At 51.9% G+C, this 18595-nt stretch carries 16 protein-coding genes; 14 read left to right on the top strand and 2 right to left on the bottom strand.

The features are described from left to right. The first annotated feature begins 277 nt into the window (after positions 1-277). From PQG83_RS02885 to PQG83_RS02875, 3 genes are all read left to right on the top strand, one after another. A complete protein-coding gene (locus PQG83_RS02885) occupies positions 278-3610 on the top strand; it encodes a transglutaminase family protein (RefSeq protein ID WP_312746608.1) in 3333 nt (1110 codons plus the stop codon). A gap of 81 nt (positions 3611-3691) precedes the next feature. After that, complete coding sequence (locus PQG83_RS02880; RefSeq protein WP_312746606.1) at positions 3692-6277, top strand: circularly permuted type 2 ATP-grasp protein; 2586 nt, start codon at positions 3692-3694, stop codon at positions 6275-6277. Further along, positions 6274-7164 carry a transglutaminase family protein gene (locus PQG83_RS02875; RefSeq protein ID WP_312746603.1) on the top strand — a complete coding sequence of 297 codons (891 nt, stop codon included), beginning with the start codon at positions 6274-6276 and terminating at the stop codon, positions 7162-7164. Before PQG83_RS02880 ends, PQG83_RS02875 begins: the two co-directional genes overlap by 4 nt. A 285-nt stretch (positions 7165-7449) precedes the next feature. On the opposite strand, the gene PQG83_RS02870 is transcribed toward PQG83_RS02875, so the two are convergent. After that, on the bottom strand, positions 7450-8496 hold the full coding sequence (locus PQG83_RS02870; RefSeq protein ID WP_312746602.1) for a PstS family phosphate ABC transporter substrate-binding protein: 1047 nt from the start codon (positions 8494-8496) through the stop codon (positions 7450-7452). A 384-nt stretch (positions 8497-8880) separates the two neighbouring features. Here PQG83_RS02870 and PQG83_RS02865 point away from each other — a divergent pair, with 384 nt between their 5' ends. The 9 genes from PQG83_RS02865 (at position 8881) to PQG83_RS02825 (ending at position 16512) form a co-directional block, all read left to right on the top strand. Then, positions 8881-9180, top strand: coding sequence for an ArsR/SmtB family transcription factor (locus PQG83_RS02865; protein ID WP_312746600.1), 300 nt, complete (start codon positions 8881-8883; stop codon positions 9178-9180). 30 nt (positions 9181-9210) lie between these two features. Next, entirely contained in the window at positions 9211-10056 is an 846-nt protein-coding gene (locus PQG83_RS02860; protein ID WP_312746598.1) for a phosphate ABC transporter substrate-binding protein, read from the top strand. 19 nt (positions 10057-10075) lie between these two features. Continuing rightward, positions 10076-10900, top strand: coding sequence for a phosphate ABC transporter permease subunit PstC (pstC, locus tag PQG83_RS02855; protein WP_312749164.1), 825 nt, complete (start codon positions 10076-10078; stop codon positions 10898-10900). Continuing rightward, positions 10884-11738 carry a phosphate ABC transporter permease PstA gene (pstA, locus tag PQG83_RS02850; protein WP_312746596.1) on the top strand — a complete coding sequence of 285 codons (855 nt, stop codon included), beginning with the start codon at positions 10884-10886 and terminating at the stop codon, positions 11736-11738. The genes pstC and pstA overlap by 17 nt, the downstream gene beginning before the upstream one ends. Continuing rightward, a complete protein-coding gene (locus PQG83_RS02845) occupies positions 11708-12577 on the top strand; it encodes a phosphate ABC transporter ATP-binding protein (protein WP_312746594.1) in 870 nt (289 codons plus the stop codon). Before pstA ends, PQG83_RS02845 begins: the two co-directional genes overlap by 31 nt. An 85-nt stretch (positions 12578-12662) precedes the next feature. After that, positions 12663-14045 carry a porin gene (locus tag PQG83_RS02840; RefSeq protein ID WP_312746591.1) on the top strand — a complete coding sequence of 461 codons (1383 nt, stop codon included), beginning with the start codon at positions 12663-12665 and terminating at the stop codon, positions 14043-14045. Between the two features lie 273 nt (positions 14046-14318). Beyond that, entirely contained in the window at positions 14319-15692 is a 1374-nt protein-coding gene (locus tag PQG83_RS02835; protein ID WP_312746590.1) for a porin, read from the top strand. A 368-nt stretch (positions 15693-16060) separates the two neighbouring features. After that, the gene (locus PQG83_RS02830; RefSeq protein ID WP_312746588.1) at positions 16061-16291 is read left to right on the top strand and encodes a PhoU domain-containing protein; all 231 of its coding nucleotides are present in this window, start codon (positions 16061-16063) and stop codon (positions 16289-16291) included. A gap of 5 nt (positions 16292-16296) precedes the next feature. Continuing rightward, the gene (locus PQG83_RS02825; RefSeq protein WP_312746586.1) at positions 16297-16512 is read left to right on the top strand and encodes a PhoU domain-containing protein; all 216 of its coding nucleotides are present in this window, start codon (positions 16297-16299) and stop codon (positions 16510-16512) included. Between the two features lie 94 nt (positions 16513-16606). Here PQG83_RS02825 and PQG83_RS02820 read toward each other — a convergent pair whose 3' ends face one another. Beyond that, complete coding sequence (locus PQG83_RS02820; RefSeq protein ID WP_312746583.1) at positions 16607-17362, bottom strand: hypothetical protein; 756 nt, start codon at positions 17360-17362, stop codon at positions 16607-16609. A gap of 161 nt (positions 17363-17523) precedes the next feature. Here PQG83_RS02820 and PQG83_RS02815 point away from each other — a divergent pair, with 161 nt between their 5' ends. Further along, positions 17524-17907, top strand: coding sequence for a CBS domain-containing protein (locus PQG83_RS02815; protein ID WP_312746580.1), 384 nt, complete (start codon positions 17524-17526; stop codon positions 17905-17907). Between the two features lie 4 nt (positions 17908-17911). Next, positions 17912-18439: a phosphate-starvation-inducible PsiE family protein gene (locus tag PQG83_RS02810; protein WP_312746577.1), complete on the top strand. Its 528-nt coding sequence runs from the start codon at positions 17912-17914 to the stop codon at positions 18437-18439. The last annotated feature ends 156 nt before the right edge of the window (positions 18440-18595 follow it).

Genomic DNA, 18595 nt, shown 5'->3' with positions numbered 1-18595 from the left:
TGGCCTCTGGGCAAGAAGACGATCTCACCGAAAATTACGGTGTAGAGTGTAGCATAGGCGACCGACACAATAGCAATTTCAACAAGAGAACACGGACCAAACAAAGCTTGTCCTGACGCGGTGATTGAATCTTTGAGGGAATGGTTCAGGTGAATGAGAATGGTGCAAAGAACGAAGGAGAGTGCTAAGATCCGTTGATCCGTCATGTGAAGATGGTCATTTCATTTTTCCGCTTTTCTTTCACCAAGACAGGCATTTCATGGGCTATTGATTTTTCATGGCACTTCACGTCGCACTCAATCACCAAACGCATTATCGCTACGATCGCCGGGTTCAGATGGGGCCTCACGTCATCCGGTTGCGGCCGGCTCCCCATAGCCGGACTCCCATTCTGAGTTACGCACTCAAGATTGAGCCCACCGGGTATTTCCTGAACTGGCAACAGGATCCTCACGGCAACTATCTGGCACGGATTATTTATCCTGAAAAGGTTCAGGAATTTCATGTGGAAGTCGACCTGGTGGCCGACATGGTCATCTATAATCCCTTTGACTTTTTTTTGGAGCCGGACGCCGAGACACTTCCCTTCAACTATGATCCCCTGGTCAAAGATGACCTGCTGCCGTATTTGGCCACAGAACCACCAGGCCCGCGGCTGCAAGAGTGGCTGCGACAGTTCACCGCGCCACACGATGATCCTACCGTTCCCTTCTTAATGGGTCTCAATCAGCAACTGAAGTCTCAAATCGACTATGTCGTCCGCATGGAACCCGGCGTGCAAACCCCTGATGAAACATTGCAACTGGGACGTGGATCGTGCCGGGACACGGGTTGGCTCCTCGTGCAGATCCTTCGCCACCTGGGTATTGCTAGTCGATTCGTCTCCGGCTATTTGATTCAACTTGTCGCCGACGTGCCATCGTTGGATGGTCCGTCCGGAACCGATCGGGACTTTACAGACCTTCACGCCTGGGTGGAGGCCTATCTGCCGGGGGCCGGGTGGGTGGGATTGGACGCCACGTCCGGACTGATGGCTGGAGAAGGGCACATCCCGCTAGCCTGCACACCTCACCCTTTGACCGCTGCGCCGATTAGTGGAGCGATGGAGATTTGTGAAACGACGTTTTCGCATGAAATGTCGGTCACCCGTATTGTTGAAACGCCACGGGTGACCAAACCATACACAGAGGAACAATGGCAGACGATCGATCAATTCGGACAACGACTGGATCAGGAATTGGCAAGCAACGATGTCCGGCTCACAATCGGCGGAGAGCCCACCTTTATCTCCATTGATCATCCCGATGCGCCTGAATGGAATACCGAGGCTGTCGGTGATACGAAGCGACCATTGGCGGCGAATCTCATCAAACGCTTACGTGAGCGTTTCGCCCCTGGAGGACTTCTGCACTTTGGCCAAGGGAAATGGTATCCCGGCGAACCGTTGCCACGCTGGGCCTTTAGCCTCTATTGGCGGCAGGACGGGAAACCGATCTGGCAGGAAGACCAACTCTTTGCCAAAGAAAATCAGACCTCAAACATTTCCGCCGATGATGCCAACCATTTCATTCAGGGAATCGCCAAACGGGTAGAAGTCGGCACCAAAACCATTCAACCCGTCTATGAGGATCCCTGGCATTTCATCGGTCAGGAACGAAAGCTGCCAGAAAATCTCGAACCGGCCACCAATAATCTCGACGACCCCATGGCGCGTGCCCGGCTCGCTAAAGTGTATGAACGCGGTCTGGGCAAACCGGCAGGCTATGTCCTGCCATTGCAACGCTGGAATGCCAAGGACGGACCTCGTCGCTGGATCACTGCCGCATGGACCACACGCAGTCAGCACTTGTTTTTGGTCCCCGGTGACTCGCCAATCGGCTTTCGATTGCCTCTCCCGTCATTGCCGGTTATTGATCCCAAAGACTATCCCTATATCATCCCGACTGACCCATTCGATATCCGGGGACCCTTACCGGATCCAATTCAGGTATCCTCTCTTCAGGAACACCGGCTTCCAAAACTACGGGGAGAAGGGGGGCAACATGAACCGGCTCAAGTGGTCATGGGACAGCAGAGCGGGATCGGCGCAGGAGGTGTGGTTCGCGCATCTCTCACGGTGGAACCTCGTAACGGGCACCTCTGTGTGTTCATGCCGCCCCTGGAATCGGCTGAAGATTATCTTGATCTGGTCGCCGTCATTAAGGACACCGCTGCGGAATTACACCAGCCGATTCACCTGGAAGGCTACACGCCCCCCTATGACCCTCGCCTCAACGTGTTGAAAATCACTCCTGATCCAGGAGTGCTCGAGGTGAATATCCACCCCGCGAAAAATTGGGCGGACATGGTCGCGATTACTACGGCCATCTATGAAGAAGCGAGGCTCTGCCGATTAGGCACGGAAAAGTTCATGTTGGACGGACGACACACGGGAACCGGGGGAGGCAATCATGTGGTTATGGGAGGCAACACTCCTGCTGACAGTCCTTTTCTGCGTCGGCCCGATCTCCTGCGCAGCATGATCGCTTACTGGCAACGGCATCCTTCCCTCTCCTATGTCTTTTCCGGTCTCTTCATCGGCCCGACCAGTCAGGCTCCCCGCATCGATGAAGCCCGTCATGATTCCTTGTACGAACTGGAACTGGGATTTGCCCAAGTCCCCGCTCCCAACGTCGGGGCACCACCACCGCCATGGTTGGTCGATCGGATCTTTCGAAATTTGCTCATTGATGTCACGGGGAATACGCATCGCACGGAAATTTGTATCGACAAACTCTATTCCCCGGATGGCCCGACCGGTCGACTCGGACTGGTAGAATTCCGGGCCTTCGAAATGCCTCCCCACGAACGCATGAGTCTGGCTCAACAGGTTCTGCTCCTGGCCCTCGTTGCGCGTTTCTGGAAAACTCCGGACCAGGGAAACCTCGTTCGATGGGGGACACAACTTCATGATCGTTTTATGCTCCCCCACTTTCTCTCTCAGGATCTCCATGAAGTCATCCAGGAAATGAATCGCGCCGGGTACGAACTGCAAAACGACTGGTTCGCACCTCATCTGGAGTTCCGTTTTCCCCTCTTTGGCTCAATCAACTATGGCAGTCTGGTGATGGAAGTTCGACAGGCTCTGGAACCATGGCATGTCATGGGAGAGCAAGGGGCACCTGGCGGCACCGTACGATATGTGGATTCCTCGGTTGAACGTCTACAGATCAAGCTGTCCGGCTTAACTGAAAACCGTTATATTATTGCCTGCAATGGCAAACGCGTGCCCATGATACCAACCGGACGACAAGGAGAGGCGGTCGGCGGCGTGCGATATCGAGCCTGGCAGCCTCCCAACTGTTTACATCCGAAGATCGGAATTGACGCCCCGCTGACTTTTGACATTTACGATCAATGGGCCGGGCGGGCGGTTGCCGGGTGTACCTATCATGTGGCTCACCCGGGCGGACGAAATTTTGAACATTTCCCCGTCAACGCCTATGAAGCCGAAAGCCGCCGGTTGGCCAGATTTCATTCCTTTGGTCATACCGCGGGACCCTATGCCGAACCACCAGATACCTCCCGGCCGGAGTTTCCTTGCACGCTGGACCTCCGATGGCCTGCCTAATCACATACAATGGACAGTGTATCCAGGAAACGGTAAGGTAATTTTGATCATCCCTCGACGAGAAACACCCTGATAAATTTCATGGCCTCCTTCCATTCTCCCGAACCAGCGGACTCCCTTTCCCCACCCACCACGATGTACCCGCCTCAACCGGATATCTTTGATGAACTCGTGGCGTCTGACGGCTCTGTTCGTCCGCATTGGGAAAATCTGTTGAAACAATTCGAGAGCCTGGACGCTACCCAACGCTGTCTGGCTCACGAAACCGCCGCACGAATGTTGAAAGATGACGGCATGACCTATCTTGCCGGCCAGAATGAACGACAACGCGACAGACCCTGGCAGCTTGACTTATTCCCACTGTTAATCAGCCAGGAGGAATGGCACCATCTCGAAGCAGGTTTGATTCAACGAGCCCGTCTCCTCAACCATATTTTGAACGATTTGTATGGCCCGCAACAATTGCTGAAAAACGGAACTTTACCCCCTGCTGTCGTGTTCGGGAATCCCCAGTTTTTGCAGCCCTGCCATGGCGTCCCGGTGGCAGGAGGCACCTATTTACATTTTCTGGCATTCGATGTGGCGAGAGCGCCAGATGGAAAATGGTGGGTCCTGCGTGATCGCACCGAAGCACCTACCGGTGCCGGATTTGCTCTCGAAAATCGCATTATTGTCTCACGGTCTTTACCCAACCTGTTTGCCCGAACTCAGGTCCAACGACTCTCCTCTTTTTTCCAGACCTTCAGCGAGAGTTTTCTCCAGTGTTCCCAACGTGAAGATCCCCTGGCGGTCGTGCTTTCGCCGGGCCCGGAAAATATGGCCTATTTTGAGCATGCCTATCTGGCCCGGTATCTGGGGTACCCGATTGTCGAAGGGTCGGACATGACCGTACGCGATGAACGGCTGTTCCTGAAAACGGTTGATGGTCTGAAGCCCGTTGATCTGGTCTTACGCCGGATTTATTCGGACCTGTGCGACCCTCTCGAATTGATGACCGAATCCACAACCGGTGTCCCAGGGTTACTCCAAGCCATTCGAGCCGGACACGTCACATTAGCCAATGCGCTCGGCAGTGGATTGATCGAAAGCGAAGTCCTCTTAAGCTTTCTGCCGACATTATCCAAATTCTTTTTCGGTGAAGGACTGAAAATTCCCAGTGTCGCCACCTGGTGGTGTGGACAGGCCAACGAGCGCGCCTACGTGCTCGATAATATAAACCGATTATTAATTCGTCGTGTCTTGACACCCAAGCATGGCCTCACGCACGACCGTCTCTCCTCCTTCGGGCCTGACTTGACCGAAGAAGACCGTGGAGCCCTGGCCCAAGCCATTGCCCGGCGTGGGCATGAATACGTGGGACGGGAAATCGTTTCGCCCTCCACGACTCCCTTTTGGACATCTCAGGATGAGCTCAAACCGGTCCCCATGACTGTCCGCATCTATCTGACAGCCACAAAGGACGGCTATACCGTCATGCCGGGTGGACTCGCGCGCGTGTCGGTTCGATCGGATCCTCGTGGGCACTGGCATGAACCCGGTGATTTCAGTAAAGACACCTGGGTGAAGTCGAACGGTCCGCTTGATATTCCGGCAGCCGTCACCCTGCCCCATCATACGCTTCAGCTTCGGCGGGGAGGACGGGATCTACCCAGCCGAACCGCTGACAATCTCTTCTGGCTGGGGCGCTACACCGAACGCGCTGAAGGCGCGATCCGTTTATTACGAAGTTTGGTGTCACGCATGAGCGGAGAGGCGGGAATCGGAGATGATCCTGAGACCCTGCATCGCCTGGTTTCTCTTCTCGTGATGCAAAAACATTTATCGCCCCGACGCGCTAAACGGGCCGTGGAAGGCGGAGCCAGCGCGGTGGAGGCAGAACTTCGAACGATTTTATTTGATCCGGATTCCCCGGACGGCTTGGCAACTATTCTCCAGAATGTGCGACGCACCGCGGAACTGGTTCGTCACCGGTTGTCCCTCGACACCTGGAATATTCTCATGGAACTCACCAGCGTGCCAAAGGAATGGGCACAGACAAAAGGACAAAGCATCGATGATGCAATTCGACTGTTGAGCCGGATGATTCAACATCTGGCAGCGCTCAACGGCATGGTCATGGAAAATATGACCCGCAGCTATGCCTGGCGTTTTCTGGAAATGGGACGACGCCTGGAACGCGTGAGACACTTATCCAAACTCATGCATCATTTAGCATCACGGGGAACGCCGGAGACCACCGGCGCCCTCAATCTGCTTCTGGAATTAGCCGACGCCACCATTACCTACCGAACCCGATACAAGGCTGAAGCCAAACTCGCTGCAGTCCTGGATTTACTTTTGGCCGATGATACCAACCCCCGTTCAATTATTTTCCAGTTATTGACGATTGAGGCACACATCAACGCGTTGCCCCGGGAGGAGGCCTCTGCTTCCCTTAACCCGGCACAGCGGATCACCACACGCGGGTGCACGGATATTCGATTGGCCGACATGATGGAACTTGCTCACTTCACGACGAAAACCGGCGTGCGAGTCAACCTTGAACGACTCCTTAAACAACTGGACCAACATGTGCATCAACTCTCCGATGTGGTGGCTCATACCTTTTTCAGTCATTCGTTAACCCAACGGATTTCAGGGCCTCAATGGCTTGAGGGCATTCCATGATCTATCAGGTGACACACCGAACCACCTTCGCCTACACCCAGCCGGTTGCCATTTCTCATCATGTCTTACGTCTTACTCCACGGTCCCATCCCCGACAACATTGCCTCCGGTCGACCGTGTCGTTGGAACCCACGCCATCGGTTCGTTCAGAAGGCGAGGATTATTTTGGCAATGCCATTACTCACCTGACCATTCAAACCCCCCATCCCCAATTGATTGTCGACGCCAATACCCTCGTGGAGGTCATCAAGCCGGAGCCCATACCGTTGGATCAAAGTCCGCCTTGGGAACAGGTCGTCCAACAACTTCAAAATCCCTTGGATCCGCCGAATCTGGAAGCCCAACAATTTATGTATGATTCCCCATACATCACTATTGACGATGCCACGTATGATTTTGTTCGTGAATGTTTTCCATCCGGGCGTCCGCTTCTGGCCGGTGTGATGGAATTAACCAGTCGAATTTTTGAGGAATTCACCTACGAAGGAGGCGTGACCGACGTGTCCACACCGGTTCATGATGTCCTCACCTCACGAAAGGGTGTTTGCCAGGACTTTGCCCATTTGGAAATTGCCGCACTCCGCAGCCTGGGTTTACCTGCACGGTATATTAGTGGGTACCTGCTGACGCATCCACCGGAAGGACAGGAAAAACTGGTGGGCGCCGATGCCTCACACGCCTGGGTCGCGGCATGGAGTCCCGGTCTTGGCTGGGTCGACTTTGATCCCACCAACAATATCATTCCCGGTGATGAACACATCACCTTGGCGTGGGGAAGAGACTATGGGGATGTCAGTCCAATCAATGGCTTTATGGTTGGGGGCGGACAGCATACGCTCGCCGTATCCGTGGACGTCAGCCCCGTTCCACATCCATCACTGGTATAATCCCGATTCTGCTCCAATAAGAATTTTTTTTCGTGAATCCCTGCCTCAGGTGCTGTCAGGGTTCGCTCTTCCATTCCTTGTCGACCAAAAAGATGTCACCAGCACTTTCCCGTTGTGAGGAAGACCTTCTCATTCTATTAAACGAAATCGTTATGAATGGTATACGGTCTGCCACCCGGCTCCTGAACAGAGATTGACTCCCGCCTTCCAGACGTGAGGCTATGCAAGAGTCTGAGAGGAAGCCCGGCATTCTTGCTGCCGGCAATTTCTCCCAAGACGGTCGGACTATTTGAAATTCTTCGGTCCCTTCGTGTTAGAGACCGAAGCCATCGGCCTGGACCAGGTTGCTGATAAAGCCATGAGGTCTTTAGTAGGAAGGGGAAAAAATCCCGATTTCGCAACCACTTGTTGGCCTTCCAGACTCACCGCGAATGTAATGATTTCGGAGAGGAGCGGTGCATGTTTCATATCTGGAGATTCATTTACATAGAGGTATAACCGTCGATGAAGTGGATAGGATCCATTCGTTGCGGATTGAAAGGTCGGTTCGACAAATGGGGCGCCATCACCGGCTGCTACATGTAAGGGTTTCACGGAATTGGTGCGATAGCCGATTCCACTATAGCCGACGGCATAAGGATCATTCATGACCGCATGAACAACCGAGGCGGCACCAGGTTGAACAATACTCATCTCTTTGTTTTGCCCATTCAACAAGACGAATTCCCTGAAAAACTGTCCGGTCCCTGATTTCGCATCCCGGATGTGAGATACAATGGAAGTTTTTTCCCATACCCCGGTAAGTCCCAACTGCCCCCACGTGTCGATGGACTCCGGAGCCCCACGGCGCCTGTCCGAGGAGAACAACGCATCCAATTGTTGTAATGTAATGTGATCAAGTGGGTTATCCTTATGAACAAAGATCGCAAACGCATCGACCGCAACGGGAATCGCCGTGGGAGCGTGACCTGATTGTTTGGTAAATTTCTCGATTTCTTCTTTCGTTATCGTACGCGACATGGCCGCGATCTTCGTCTTCCCGCTCATTAACGATTCAAGGCCCGTGTTGGATCCGTCCGTCTTCAAACTGATTTCCAAATCAGGATGAATGTTCTCCAGCTTATCCTTCCATGTTTCCAAAATCGTTTTCATGGTCGTAGACCCGTCGATTTCGATCTTTCCCGACACACGGCTTTGTGGAGAATACCGGGGAATCTGTTGGTCCACATTGGGAAACAAGTCGTCTGCCCCCAGGGCTGGAGTACTCAGCACCACGAAGAGCAACCCGAACAGCATCGCACCCTCAAGGAATTTAATTCTCTCCAATCTCATATTCGCTCCTTGTTGAATGATTGACCGATTTGATAGGCCATGGTGCCACAAATTTCTTGGACATCAGGAGTGGCATCATCCGTCTTGTCCTTCCCATACCATCTCTTCAGGCTCTTCAGGCCAAATTTACCGCTGACGTATGTCAGCCAAATGTCACGCATGTTACAAATGAGTTAAATTTCTCTTGCAACCCATATTTTTCACGACGAGAGAAGTTTGCTATCCGGTGCATTCAGATCATCCGGATACACACGGGCAGAAACAAGACCTTCCGGAGGGACCGTGCCAATTGACCTTGACTCATAACAACCGTTCATATTAAATACTGTTCATATGAATACATATTCATTTATCTAGACTTTCCATTCACTATTTTCCCGTGCCATGAAAATCAGAAACACTTCTCCTTCCTGTGCAAGCAAATTAAAGGTTGTATCAGATCCAACACGATTGGCGGTTCTTGAAGCTCTTATGTCCGGACAAAAAAATGTCGGGGAATTGATGGAACACTTGGAAGTAGAACAAAGTTTATTATCCCATCATTTAAGTGTGTTGCGGGATAACGGCCTGGTGGAAGCCACACGGGAGGGAAAAACCATGATCTACAAACTCCCGGAACATGTCGCCGATTCTACGAGCGGTAAAGCCATCAACCTTGGATGCTGCAAAATCTCTTTTGGCTAAGATCGTTTCTGGATTGTTGGAAAAAAATTTATGGTGAAAAACATTTATATTGCCGTCCTCTTTCTTGCAACCATAGGAATCATCGCCCTCTGCACAATAGATTTGTTAGATGACTCGCTTGCGCAGGCTGAAGGACACAAGCTTGTCATCACCGGATCCAGTACCATGGCTCCCCTGATCGCGGAAATCGGCAAAAAATTTGAGATGCGTCATCCGGGGATCAGGGTCGATATCCAAACGGGAGGTTCTTCTCGCGGCATTGCTGACGTCATCAATGGAGTCGCGGACATTGGGATGGCATCCCGTGCTCTGAAATCTCAAGAACACCATCTGCATGGATCCGTCATTGCCCATGATGGCATCACCGTCATCCTGCATCGATCAAATCCTGTTCAGGAATTAACCGATGACCAAATTAAGGCTATTTATACCGGTGGAATCACCCATTGGAACCAGGTTGGGGGGTCTGATGCACCCATTACCGTCGTGAATAAAGCAGAAGGACGTTCCACCTTGGAATTATTTCTGGACTATTTCCAAATCTCCAATCGCGACATTCACGCTCATGTGGTCATCGGAGACAATGAACAAGGCATTAAAACCGTGGCCGGCAACCCCCATGCGATTGGATATGTTTCCATTGGAACCGCACAGTATGATGCCATCCACGGCATACCGATCCGATTATTACCCCTGCAACACATTCCGGCCACCATTGAAACAGTCCGGGAAGGCAGGTTTCCCCTCTCACGTCCCCTGACACTTGTAACAAAATCTCTTCCGACAGGACTCATTAAAACCTTTATTGATTTCGCGCGGTCCTCGCAGGCCAATGAGCTCATCCTTAAACAATATTTCGTCCCGCTCCAAGGGTAATTTCCTGCTCTTGTGGAGTGTGCGCCTCCTCGCGTTGATGGCTGGCGGACTCTTGTTCATGGTCGTATCATTTCTCCTTCATGAATCCTGGCCGGCCCTGCAGGATATTGGTTTTGCGCGTTTTTTCCATGACCCCGACTGGTACCCTCTTGATCGATCATATCGGCTAACGGCTATGATTTGGGGAACCCTTTTGACGACCACCGGAGCGGTCCTCCTCTCAGCCCCGCTTGGCATTCTGTCAGCCGTCTTTTGTCACTTTTATGCCCCCCCTCTACTAAGCCGATGGTATCGGCGCATGGTCGAACTTTTGGCAGGAATTCCTTCAGTCGTTTTCGGCTTCTGGGGTCTCGTGGTTCTGGTCCCGATCATCGGCCGCTGGCATCCTCCCGGAACCAGTCTGCTGGCCGGCATCCTCATCCTGACGTTCATGATCATACCCACCATCATGTTAGTGGCCCACGCAAGCATTGCCCATATTCCCATCGCCTATATTCATAGTGCCTCAGCCTTGGGATTCAGTCGAGGGTCATTGATTTGGCATGTGGTTCTTCCCACAACAAAAGTTGGACTCTTCACCGGTATCCTGTTGGGATTGGCACGAGCGTTAGGAGAAACCATGGCCGTGCTGATGGTTTGTGGAAACGTCGTGCAAACCCCGTCCCATTTGTTTGATCCGATCAGAACCCTGACAGCAAACATTGCTTTGGAAATGTCCTATGCGTTGGCCGATCACCGGGCCGCATTGTTTGTCAGTGGGCTCTTCCTCATGGGACTTGTCGTCCTGGTTGTCAGCGTGGCAGAGGGCTTGCGACATCGGAATTTTTATGTCCCGGCAAAATAGGTACCTACAAGAATATGGCACGACCGCGATTATCTGGATGGCGGCCACCCTGGTTGCCGTACCATTTTTCTGCATGATAGGTGATTTACTCTGGAACGGGTTGAACCATCTGTCATTCAGCTTCGTGTTCTCTGCTCCACAGAATGCGGGGCGGGAAGGCGGAATCGGCCCCATCCTCATATCCACGTTATTGATCCTCGGAGTCTGTATGGGAGTGGCCTTACCTATGGGATTGGGGACCGCACTGTTTCTTGCCGAATACACCCGTCATGAATATGTCCTGGGCCGGCTGATCCGGGGCTCACTGGATGTGCTGGCAGGCGTGCCATCCATAGTCTTCGGATTGTTTGGCAACGCCCTGTTCTGCCAAATCCTCGGATTGGGATTTTCCATTCTCTCTGGTGGGCTGACATTGGCCTGCATGGTGTTACCTATTTTAATTCGCACGGTGGAAGAAAGTTTTCGCGCCATTTCCAATGAACAACGATTATCGGCAGCAGCTCTTGGCCTTTCCAAACCAACCACTATTCGAACAATCCTCCTCCCTGCAGCCATGCCCGGCCTTCTCGTAGGAGTCATCCTCGGACTCGGACGAGCCATTGCAGAAACGGCAGCCTTGATTTTTACCAGTGGATACGTGGATCGGATGCCGGAATCGTTGATGGACTCAGGACGATCTCTTGCTGTGCACATTTACGATCTGGCCATGAATGTGGCCGGGGGCAATCCCCATGCCTATGCCACCGCTCTCGTTCTGGTGAGTCTCTTGTTCATCATTAACTTTTCTTCTTCCAGGATGGCCACACGATGGATGGCAGGCAATCAACTTCCCGCATAATCCCTGATCCCGACGAATGGTCGGGATGGAGAGCGTGGCTTCCCTACCCATCCACGGAACCCTGCTGTGATCCTGTCCCCCATATTCGCGCGAACAATCTTTCTATCGCCTATCAGGGTCATCAGGTCCTTCAGAATGTCACTCTTGAAATCCATCGGGGATGCATTACGGCGTTAGTTGGGCCGTCAGGTTGCGGGAAAACCAGTTTTCTCACGAGCCTCAATCGCTTAACGGACTTGATACCAGGATGCCGGGTTTCGGGGAACCTGCACATGCAGGAACTGGATGTCCTCGCCCCGACGACCGATGTCCTTCAATTGCGTCGTACCGTGGGAATGATTTTTCAAAAACCCACTGTCTTCCCATTTTCGATCCGCAAAAATCTGGAGCTTCCCCTCCGTGAACACGGAACGTATGACCGCATGCTCTTGGCCTCCGCCATGGAAAAGGTCCTCCAGCAAGTTGGTCTCTGGGATGAAGTCAAAGACCGGCTTGACCATCCCGCGCAAGCCTTGTCAGGAGGACAACAACAGAGACTCTGCCTGGCAAGAGCACTGGTGTTAGCGCCGGATGTCATTCTGCTTGATGAGCCCTGCAGTGCGCTGGATCCCTTGTCCAGCGGAATCGTTGAAGATTTGATCGTCGCCTTGCGAGGTCATGTGACCGTCATTATTGTCACTCACAACTTGGCCCAGGCGCGACGCATTGCCGACCACATCGCGTTTTTCTGGTCATGTGACGGGGTTGGCACACTCATCGAGTATGACACCGCCCAAGCCATATTTGAAACTCCCGCACATGAACTCACCGCAGCCTATATTTCGGGTGCCAGAGGATAAATCTCTTGTGCCACACCCGTTAATATTGTAATTTCTTACTTCAACTTCGGTCGCCTTCCGTCACGACTCATTGGAGAACAGAGGAATGAAACACCTGTGTATGGCATTGGTATGTTGCGGTCTGTTCGCCCAAACGCAAGCCTGGGCCGTGGACCCCCTCTATGAGGACAGTCTGGAGAATGTGTTACTGGAAAAAGGAATCATTACCAAAGAAGATTGGGTCCGTATTCAGGCCGAGCAGGAAAAAAGAGAGCAGGAACTCAATACCCGTATGGATCAAGAGTTTCCGGTTACCGTGGGATATGGAAGAAGGGGGTTCGAATTTGCAACCAAGGATGGGAAATTTGCCACACAAATTCAATGGCGGTTCCAAGGGCGTTGGTCCTATCCGACGGATTCAGATCCTATCTCTGCTGCAGACTTTAATGAAGACCCACAGAGTACCTTTCAACTTCGACGGGTTCGGATGAAAGTCGGCGGGCATGGCTTTCAGCCCTGGATTAGATATTATTTCGAAATAAATTGGCAGTCCACTTCGGAATCCGGCAGCTCCAATGCAAGTCCCCAATTGCTAGATTGGCGGATCTCGCTCGAAAAATTTTCGTTCCTTTCCCTGCAGGTGGGGCAATGGAAAGTGGACTATAACCGGGAACGGAGAGACTCGTCCGGCAACCAGCAGTTCGTGGAACGATCGATTGTCAATGAGGTTTTTACCATCGACCGGCAGGTTGGAGCCATGCTGTATGGCCATTTGGCACCCGGGACGGCTTTTGACTCCCGGTATTATGCCGGTGTCTTTACCGGCTCCGGCCGGGGAGAAGCCAACGACGACGCCAACATGATGTATTTCGGACGGTACCAATGGAACTTTTTTGGCCGGGACCTGAAATGGTCACAAAGCGATGTGGAATTTCATGAGCTACCCACAGGAAGTGTGGCCTTCGGAGCCTACACTACGATCGGCAAATGTACCCGATGGTCCTCAAGCGGATGCGGCACGTTGCCCGAAGACAATTCCGCCGGTGTGCCCTACACGTCCGATTCTGCTGCCACACCCGGACAATACCGTGTGCAAGGCATGGTGGAGGAATTCGCCTTCAAATGGCGGGGGCTTTCCATTCAACATGAATACCATTGGAAAGAGGTCAAGGATGACAGCTTTCCGGAAGGGGCACCGGGCTATAAGACCAATATGATGGGGAGTTATTCGCAGGTCGGATATTTCCCTCACTATCTCATTCCGGCGGTGCCCAAACCATTGGAAGTGGCCTTCCGCTATGCATTTGTCGATCCCAATATCTCCGCTCCCAATGACCGGCGACAGGAATATACGACCGCCATCAATTGGTTTTTTGCCGGCCATCGAAACAAGATCACCCTCGATGGGTCCTGGCTGACGCTGGCCCAACCGGCAGGTCAGAATCAACATGAACAGCGGGTCCGCCTGCAATGGGACGTCTCGTTTTAAAGGTTTCGTTCATCTCTCCCCCTTCCACTTTCTCGCTTTCATACTTTCTCTGTCTTCTTCCTTTCTCTGCTACACCCATTCCTTCTCAAACGAACTCATCAAAATTCATCCCACTCAGTAGACGGACAAACTAAGTCCCTCCTTTTTACCTTTCCTTGACCCCAACTTAACGCCTTCGTAACAAACTCGGGGTACTCTCCTTTCCAGAAAGCATACATTTTCCCACTCGATTTCGAACCATAGGAGCTTACTTTTTAAGGGGAGGTCGTTTTCATGAAAGTTTTCTGGTTGTTCACGACGATGGCGTGTTTAAGCTTGTTCCTTCAGCCGAATGTCGAGGCAAGTGACGCCCTGATCGATGTGTTGCGTGAAAAAGAGGTGATCACGAAAGAGGATTGGATCAAGATTGAGGCTGCAGAAGAGAAGAAAGCTGTGGAGCAACAAAAAGCCTTTGACGATAAATTTCCCGTTGAAGTCGGTTGGGGCAATAAGGGGTTTGAATTTAAAACGAAGGATGGCAAATTTGCCACTCAGATTCAATGGCGGTTCCAGGGTCGCTATACGTATCCCACTAACGGAGATCCGGTATCCCTCGCAGATTTCAATGATGACCCCCAGAGTACCCTCGAACTTCGCCGGGTTCGAATGAAAATCGGCGGGCATGGCTATCAACCCTGGATCAAGTACTATTTCGAATTGGACTTGCAATCCACATCCAATGCCGGTGGATCACCCGGAGCGACTCGATTAATCGATTGGCGGATTAGCTTAGAAAAGTTCAAATTTCTCTCACTCCAACTCGGACAATGGAAAGTCGACTACAACCGGGAACGAAGAGACTCGTCCGGCAACCAGCAGTTCGTGGAACGATCGATCGTCAATGAGGTTTTTACCATCGACCGACAGGTCGGAGCCATGCTGTATGGGCATTTGGCACCCGGGACGGCCTTTGACTCCCGGTATTATGCCGGTGTCTTTACCGGATCCGGCCGGGGAGAAGCCAACGACGACGCCAACATGATGTATTTCGGACGGTACCAATGGAACTTTTTAGGCCGGGATCTGAAATGGTCACAAAGTGACGTGGAGTTTCATGAGCAACCTACCGGAAGCGTGGCCTTCGGGGCCTATACCACGATCGGCAAATGTACCCGATGGTCCTCAAGCGGATGTGGAACCTTGGAAGAAGACAACTCGGCCGGCTTGCCGTACACCTCTGATTCCAACGCGAAAGCCGGGCAATACCGGGTGCAGGGCATGGTGGAGGAATTCGCGTTCAAATGGCGGGGACTCTCTATTCAACATGAATACCATTGGAAAGAGGTCAAGGACAACAGCTTTCCGGAAGGGGCACCGGGCCATAAGACCAATATGATGGGGAGTTATTCGCAGGTCGGATATTTTCCCCACTATCTCATTCCGGCGGTGCCCAAACCATTGGAAGTGGCCTTCCGCTATGCATTCGTCGATCCCAATATCTCCGCTCCCAATGACCGGCGACAGGAATATACGACCGTCATCAATTGGTTCTTTGCCGGGCATCGAAACAAGATCACCCTCGATGGGTCCTGGCTGACGCTGGCTCAACCCGCTGGTCAAAACCAACATGAACAACGGGTCCGTCTACAATGGGACGTCTCGTTCTAACTTCATCGGGACGCAAAGGCACTCCTCCTCTCGTCGCACCAACAGGCCTCTGTCGGTTCTCATCCGGAAGAGGCCTGTTCTTCCCTTGTATTTGCCAATGAAATGAAAGACTCGCGTGATTTCTTACGACCAGCCTGCGAGTACTGCTGAAATATAAAATGAACTCGTTCTGTAGGCCCCAGTAGCATTCAACCTGTTGGACGAGAGGATCATGAACCTGTCATCTCCTCCTCGGATAGTCGAAAGGTGAATCTTTCAAGATTTACTATCTGCTCCAAATACATTTGACACAGACCCATACGGAGAATTTCCAGGAAAACTCCAAAGCCCCTTGTTGTGACGGCCATCGCTATCCGATTACCGAGGCGATGGCTGACGACCAGAGGGCCATTCCGGCGGCTTCTCGCATCGCAATCCATTTGGAACGGATCGGGGATTACGCGAAAAATACTGCCAAACGCAGCCGGCATTTGTCACAGTCCATTTCTGTCGAATTGGCCGACCAATTTCAATGGATGGGCAAACGCATCCAATCCATGTTATCCCAGGGTACGGAGTCCTACAGACACCATAATACCCCGTTAGCCAATGTGGCTTAGGAGGATTGAACACCGTCTACGCCAATCTGTTTCAGCATCTGCTCCGCACAATGAGTAGGGAAACCAGGAACATTGCAGACGGGACTCAACTCTTATTTATCGCAAAGGGGTTGGAGCGTGCCGGCGATCATGTGCCGGATATTGCGGAGGAAATATATTTGATGGTCACCGGGTTACATTTGCAAGGCCCTCGACCAAAAATCAGGGGGCAGGCTTCATGAAGGGGGCGGACATCATACCCAAGCACTCACGACGCCTCAGAATCTGACCAATGGCTTCCCTCACCTATACCGCAGGCATATGTGAGGAAACACCTTAATCGGATTTCCGTTCATTCTTCTGTGCCTGGGGAGCGATGGAATGCCTCAAGAACTCCCGATACCGGATGGCGGCTTGCCAGGGCTTGCCTTTTAAAAAGCTTCCGATTTCTCCATCGGGAGACTCCACCAAAAACTCCCGCGGCTCAAAAACCAGCAGACCGGGCTGAGGTTTTAATTGCTCAAGAGAATTGGTGCGAACCGCGTCTACGTCATAACTCGATCTCTGCGTGTCCTGCCAGAGGGGGGTTTTTACGGAAAAATTACTCACGACAACGTAAAAATTCCCCTCGGCTACATAGAATCCGCCCGAGGTGGTGATTGCAAAATTCTTTTCAAGGTCATCTGTTTCAATTTCAGCCGTTTCAAAGAACGTGACCATCTCTTCCGGAGTGGCTTGACTCAACCCTTTGACAATCAAGGGAGCGAAAAATTGAATTTCTGATGGGCTGAATACCGGATGGGTCGAGGAATTACCGGATGACGAAGCACTGTATAAACCTGTTTGTTCTGCCCGGATACCCTGCAAAATTTGGATCATTTCCTCGTTCGTGATAGACACGGGATGATCATAGCCTTTTCCGTCATAGGCATCCCGCATAGCCTGTAACGCCACCACACGATTGGGACTGTCTAAAATTTTTAACGTTTGAAACTGGGGCGTCTGACACCCTCCCAAAAAGAGACCCCCCACCACCATCAGTCCCATCCAACTTGCCGATCGTTTCATTCCGATATGCCTCCAATCAAACATGATCATCCTCCACCCTTTCCGGATCATTCTACCCTAGACTTCCACCGTAAAAGGAGGGGAGCAGACGAAATGTTACACATGCGTCACAGACTTGCGACGAAGATTTAATACCAAAGCGGTACATTCCATTATGCACAATCATATTAACAAAGGAGAAAAACATGGTACGAGTTGAACAATTAATGACGAGGGAACTGGCCTGCGTGGAGTTCACCCAGGCGGTATCCGTGGCCGCCAACCTGATGCGAATTCGCAAAATCGGAAGCCTGTTGGTGAAACGCGGGGACGAGCTCGTGGGCATTGTGACCGAAAGCGATATCGTGAGAAAGGTCGTGGCCTTTCACTTTCCTTCAGAGTATATTCAGGTCGGAGATATTATGAGCAGTCCCCTTGTCTCCATTGATGAAACGGAGTCGATCTTTGAGGCTGCCGGGATCATGCAGGCGGCTCACACAAGACATTTGGTGGTCGGCAATGAGTCCCAGGTGTTCGGGATGCTTTCGGTTCGCGATTTATTGGCTCCTGTTGCAAAGGATGAATTATAAACCCATGAAAGCCACGAGTCCCTCTACCGACCCTTCCCTGTTTAACAGCTCCCTTCAACAGTCATCCGCGTGGCTGGCCAAAGCGTTGGAAGCCGATCTGACTCATTTCTGGATGAAAGGCATCAAAGCCGTCCTGAGCTTATTAATTGTCACCATCCTCGTCGGGCTCGCTGGAGGCGTCCTGAGAATTTTCCTGAATTTAGAAGTTCTGTTCACGGAACCCCTTGAACAGGTCTTTCGTCAACTCATCGTGGATACGTTGATTATTCTCGCGATCGTCGAGGTGTTTAAAACCACCGTCACCTATTTTTCCGAGGGCCGAGTCAAAGTCACGTTCATTGTCGATACGATTCTCGTGGTCATGCTTACCGAAATTATCTCGAAATGGTTTTCGGAAGCCCATCTGGAGCAATGGATGATCCTGGGTGGAATATTAATGGTATTGGCCATTATCCGGGTGGTCGCCGTTCAATGGTCACCGACGCGAGCCGAAAATGCCCAGGAATGGGCACCAACCCAAAAATCTCACTAATCTCACGCAAGCATAAATACTTCTCACTCCCTTCGCAACGGAATGAAGTTCTAAACTGTTTCACTATCATTCCTATCACAACCTTGCTATCAAGGATTCGTTCAAGTAATGCCACATCCCACCTTCTCGCCCATGCAAGGGAAGAGGCGGAAATTA

The sequence above is a fragment of the Candidatus Nitrospira neomarina genome, assembly GCF_032051675.1.
Classification (GTDB): domain Bacteria; phylum Nitrospirota; class Nitrospiria; order Nitrospirales; family UBA8639; genus Nitrospira_E; species Nitrospira_E neomarina.
This window is presented reverse-complemented; position numbering and strand designations above follow the sequence as displayed.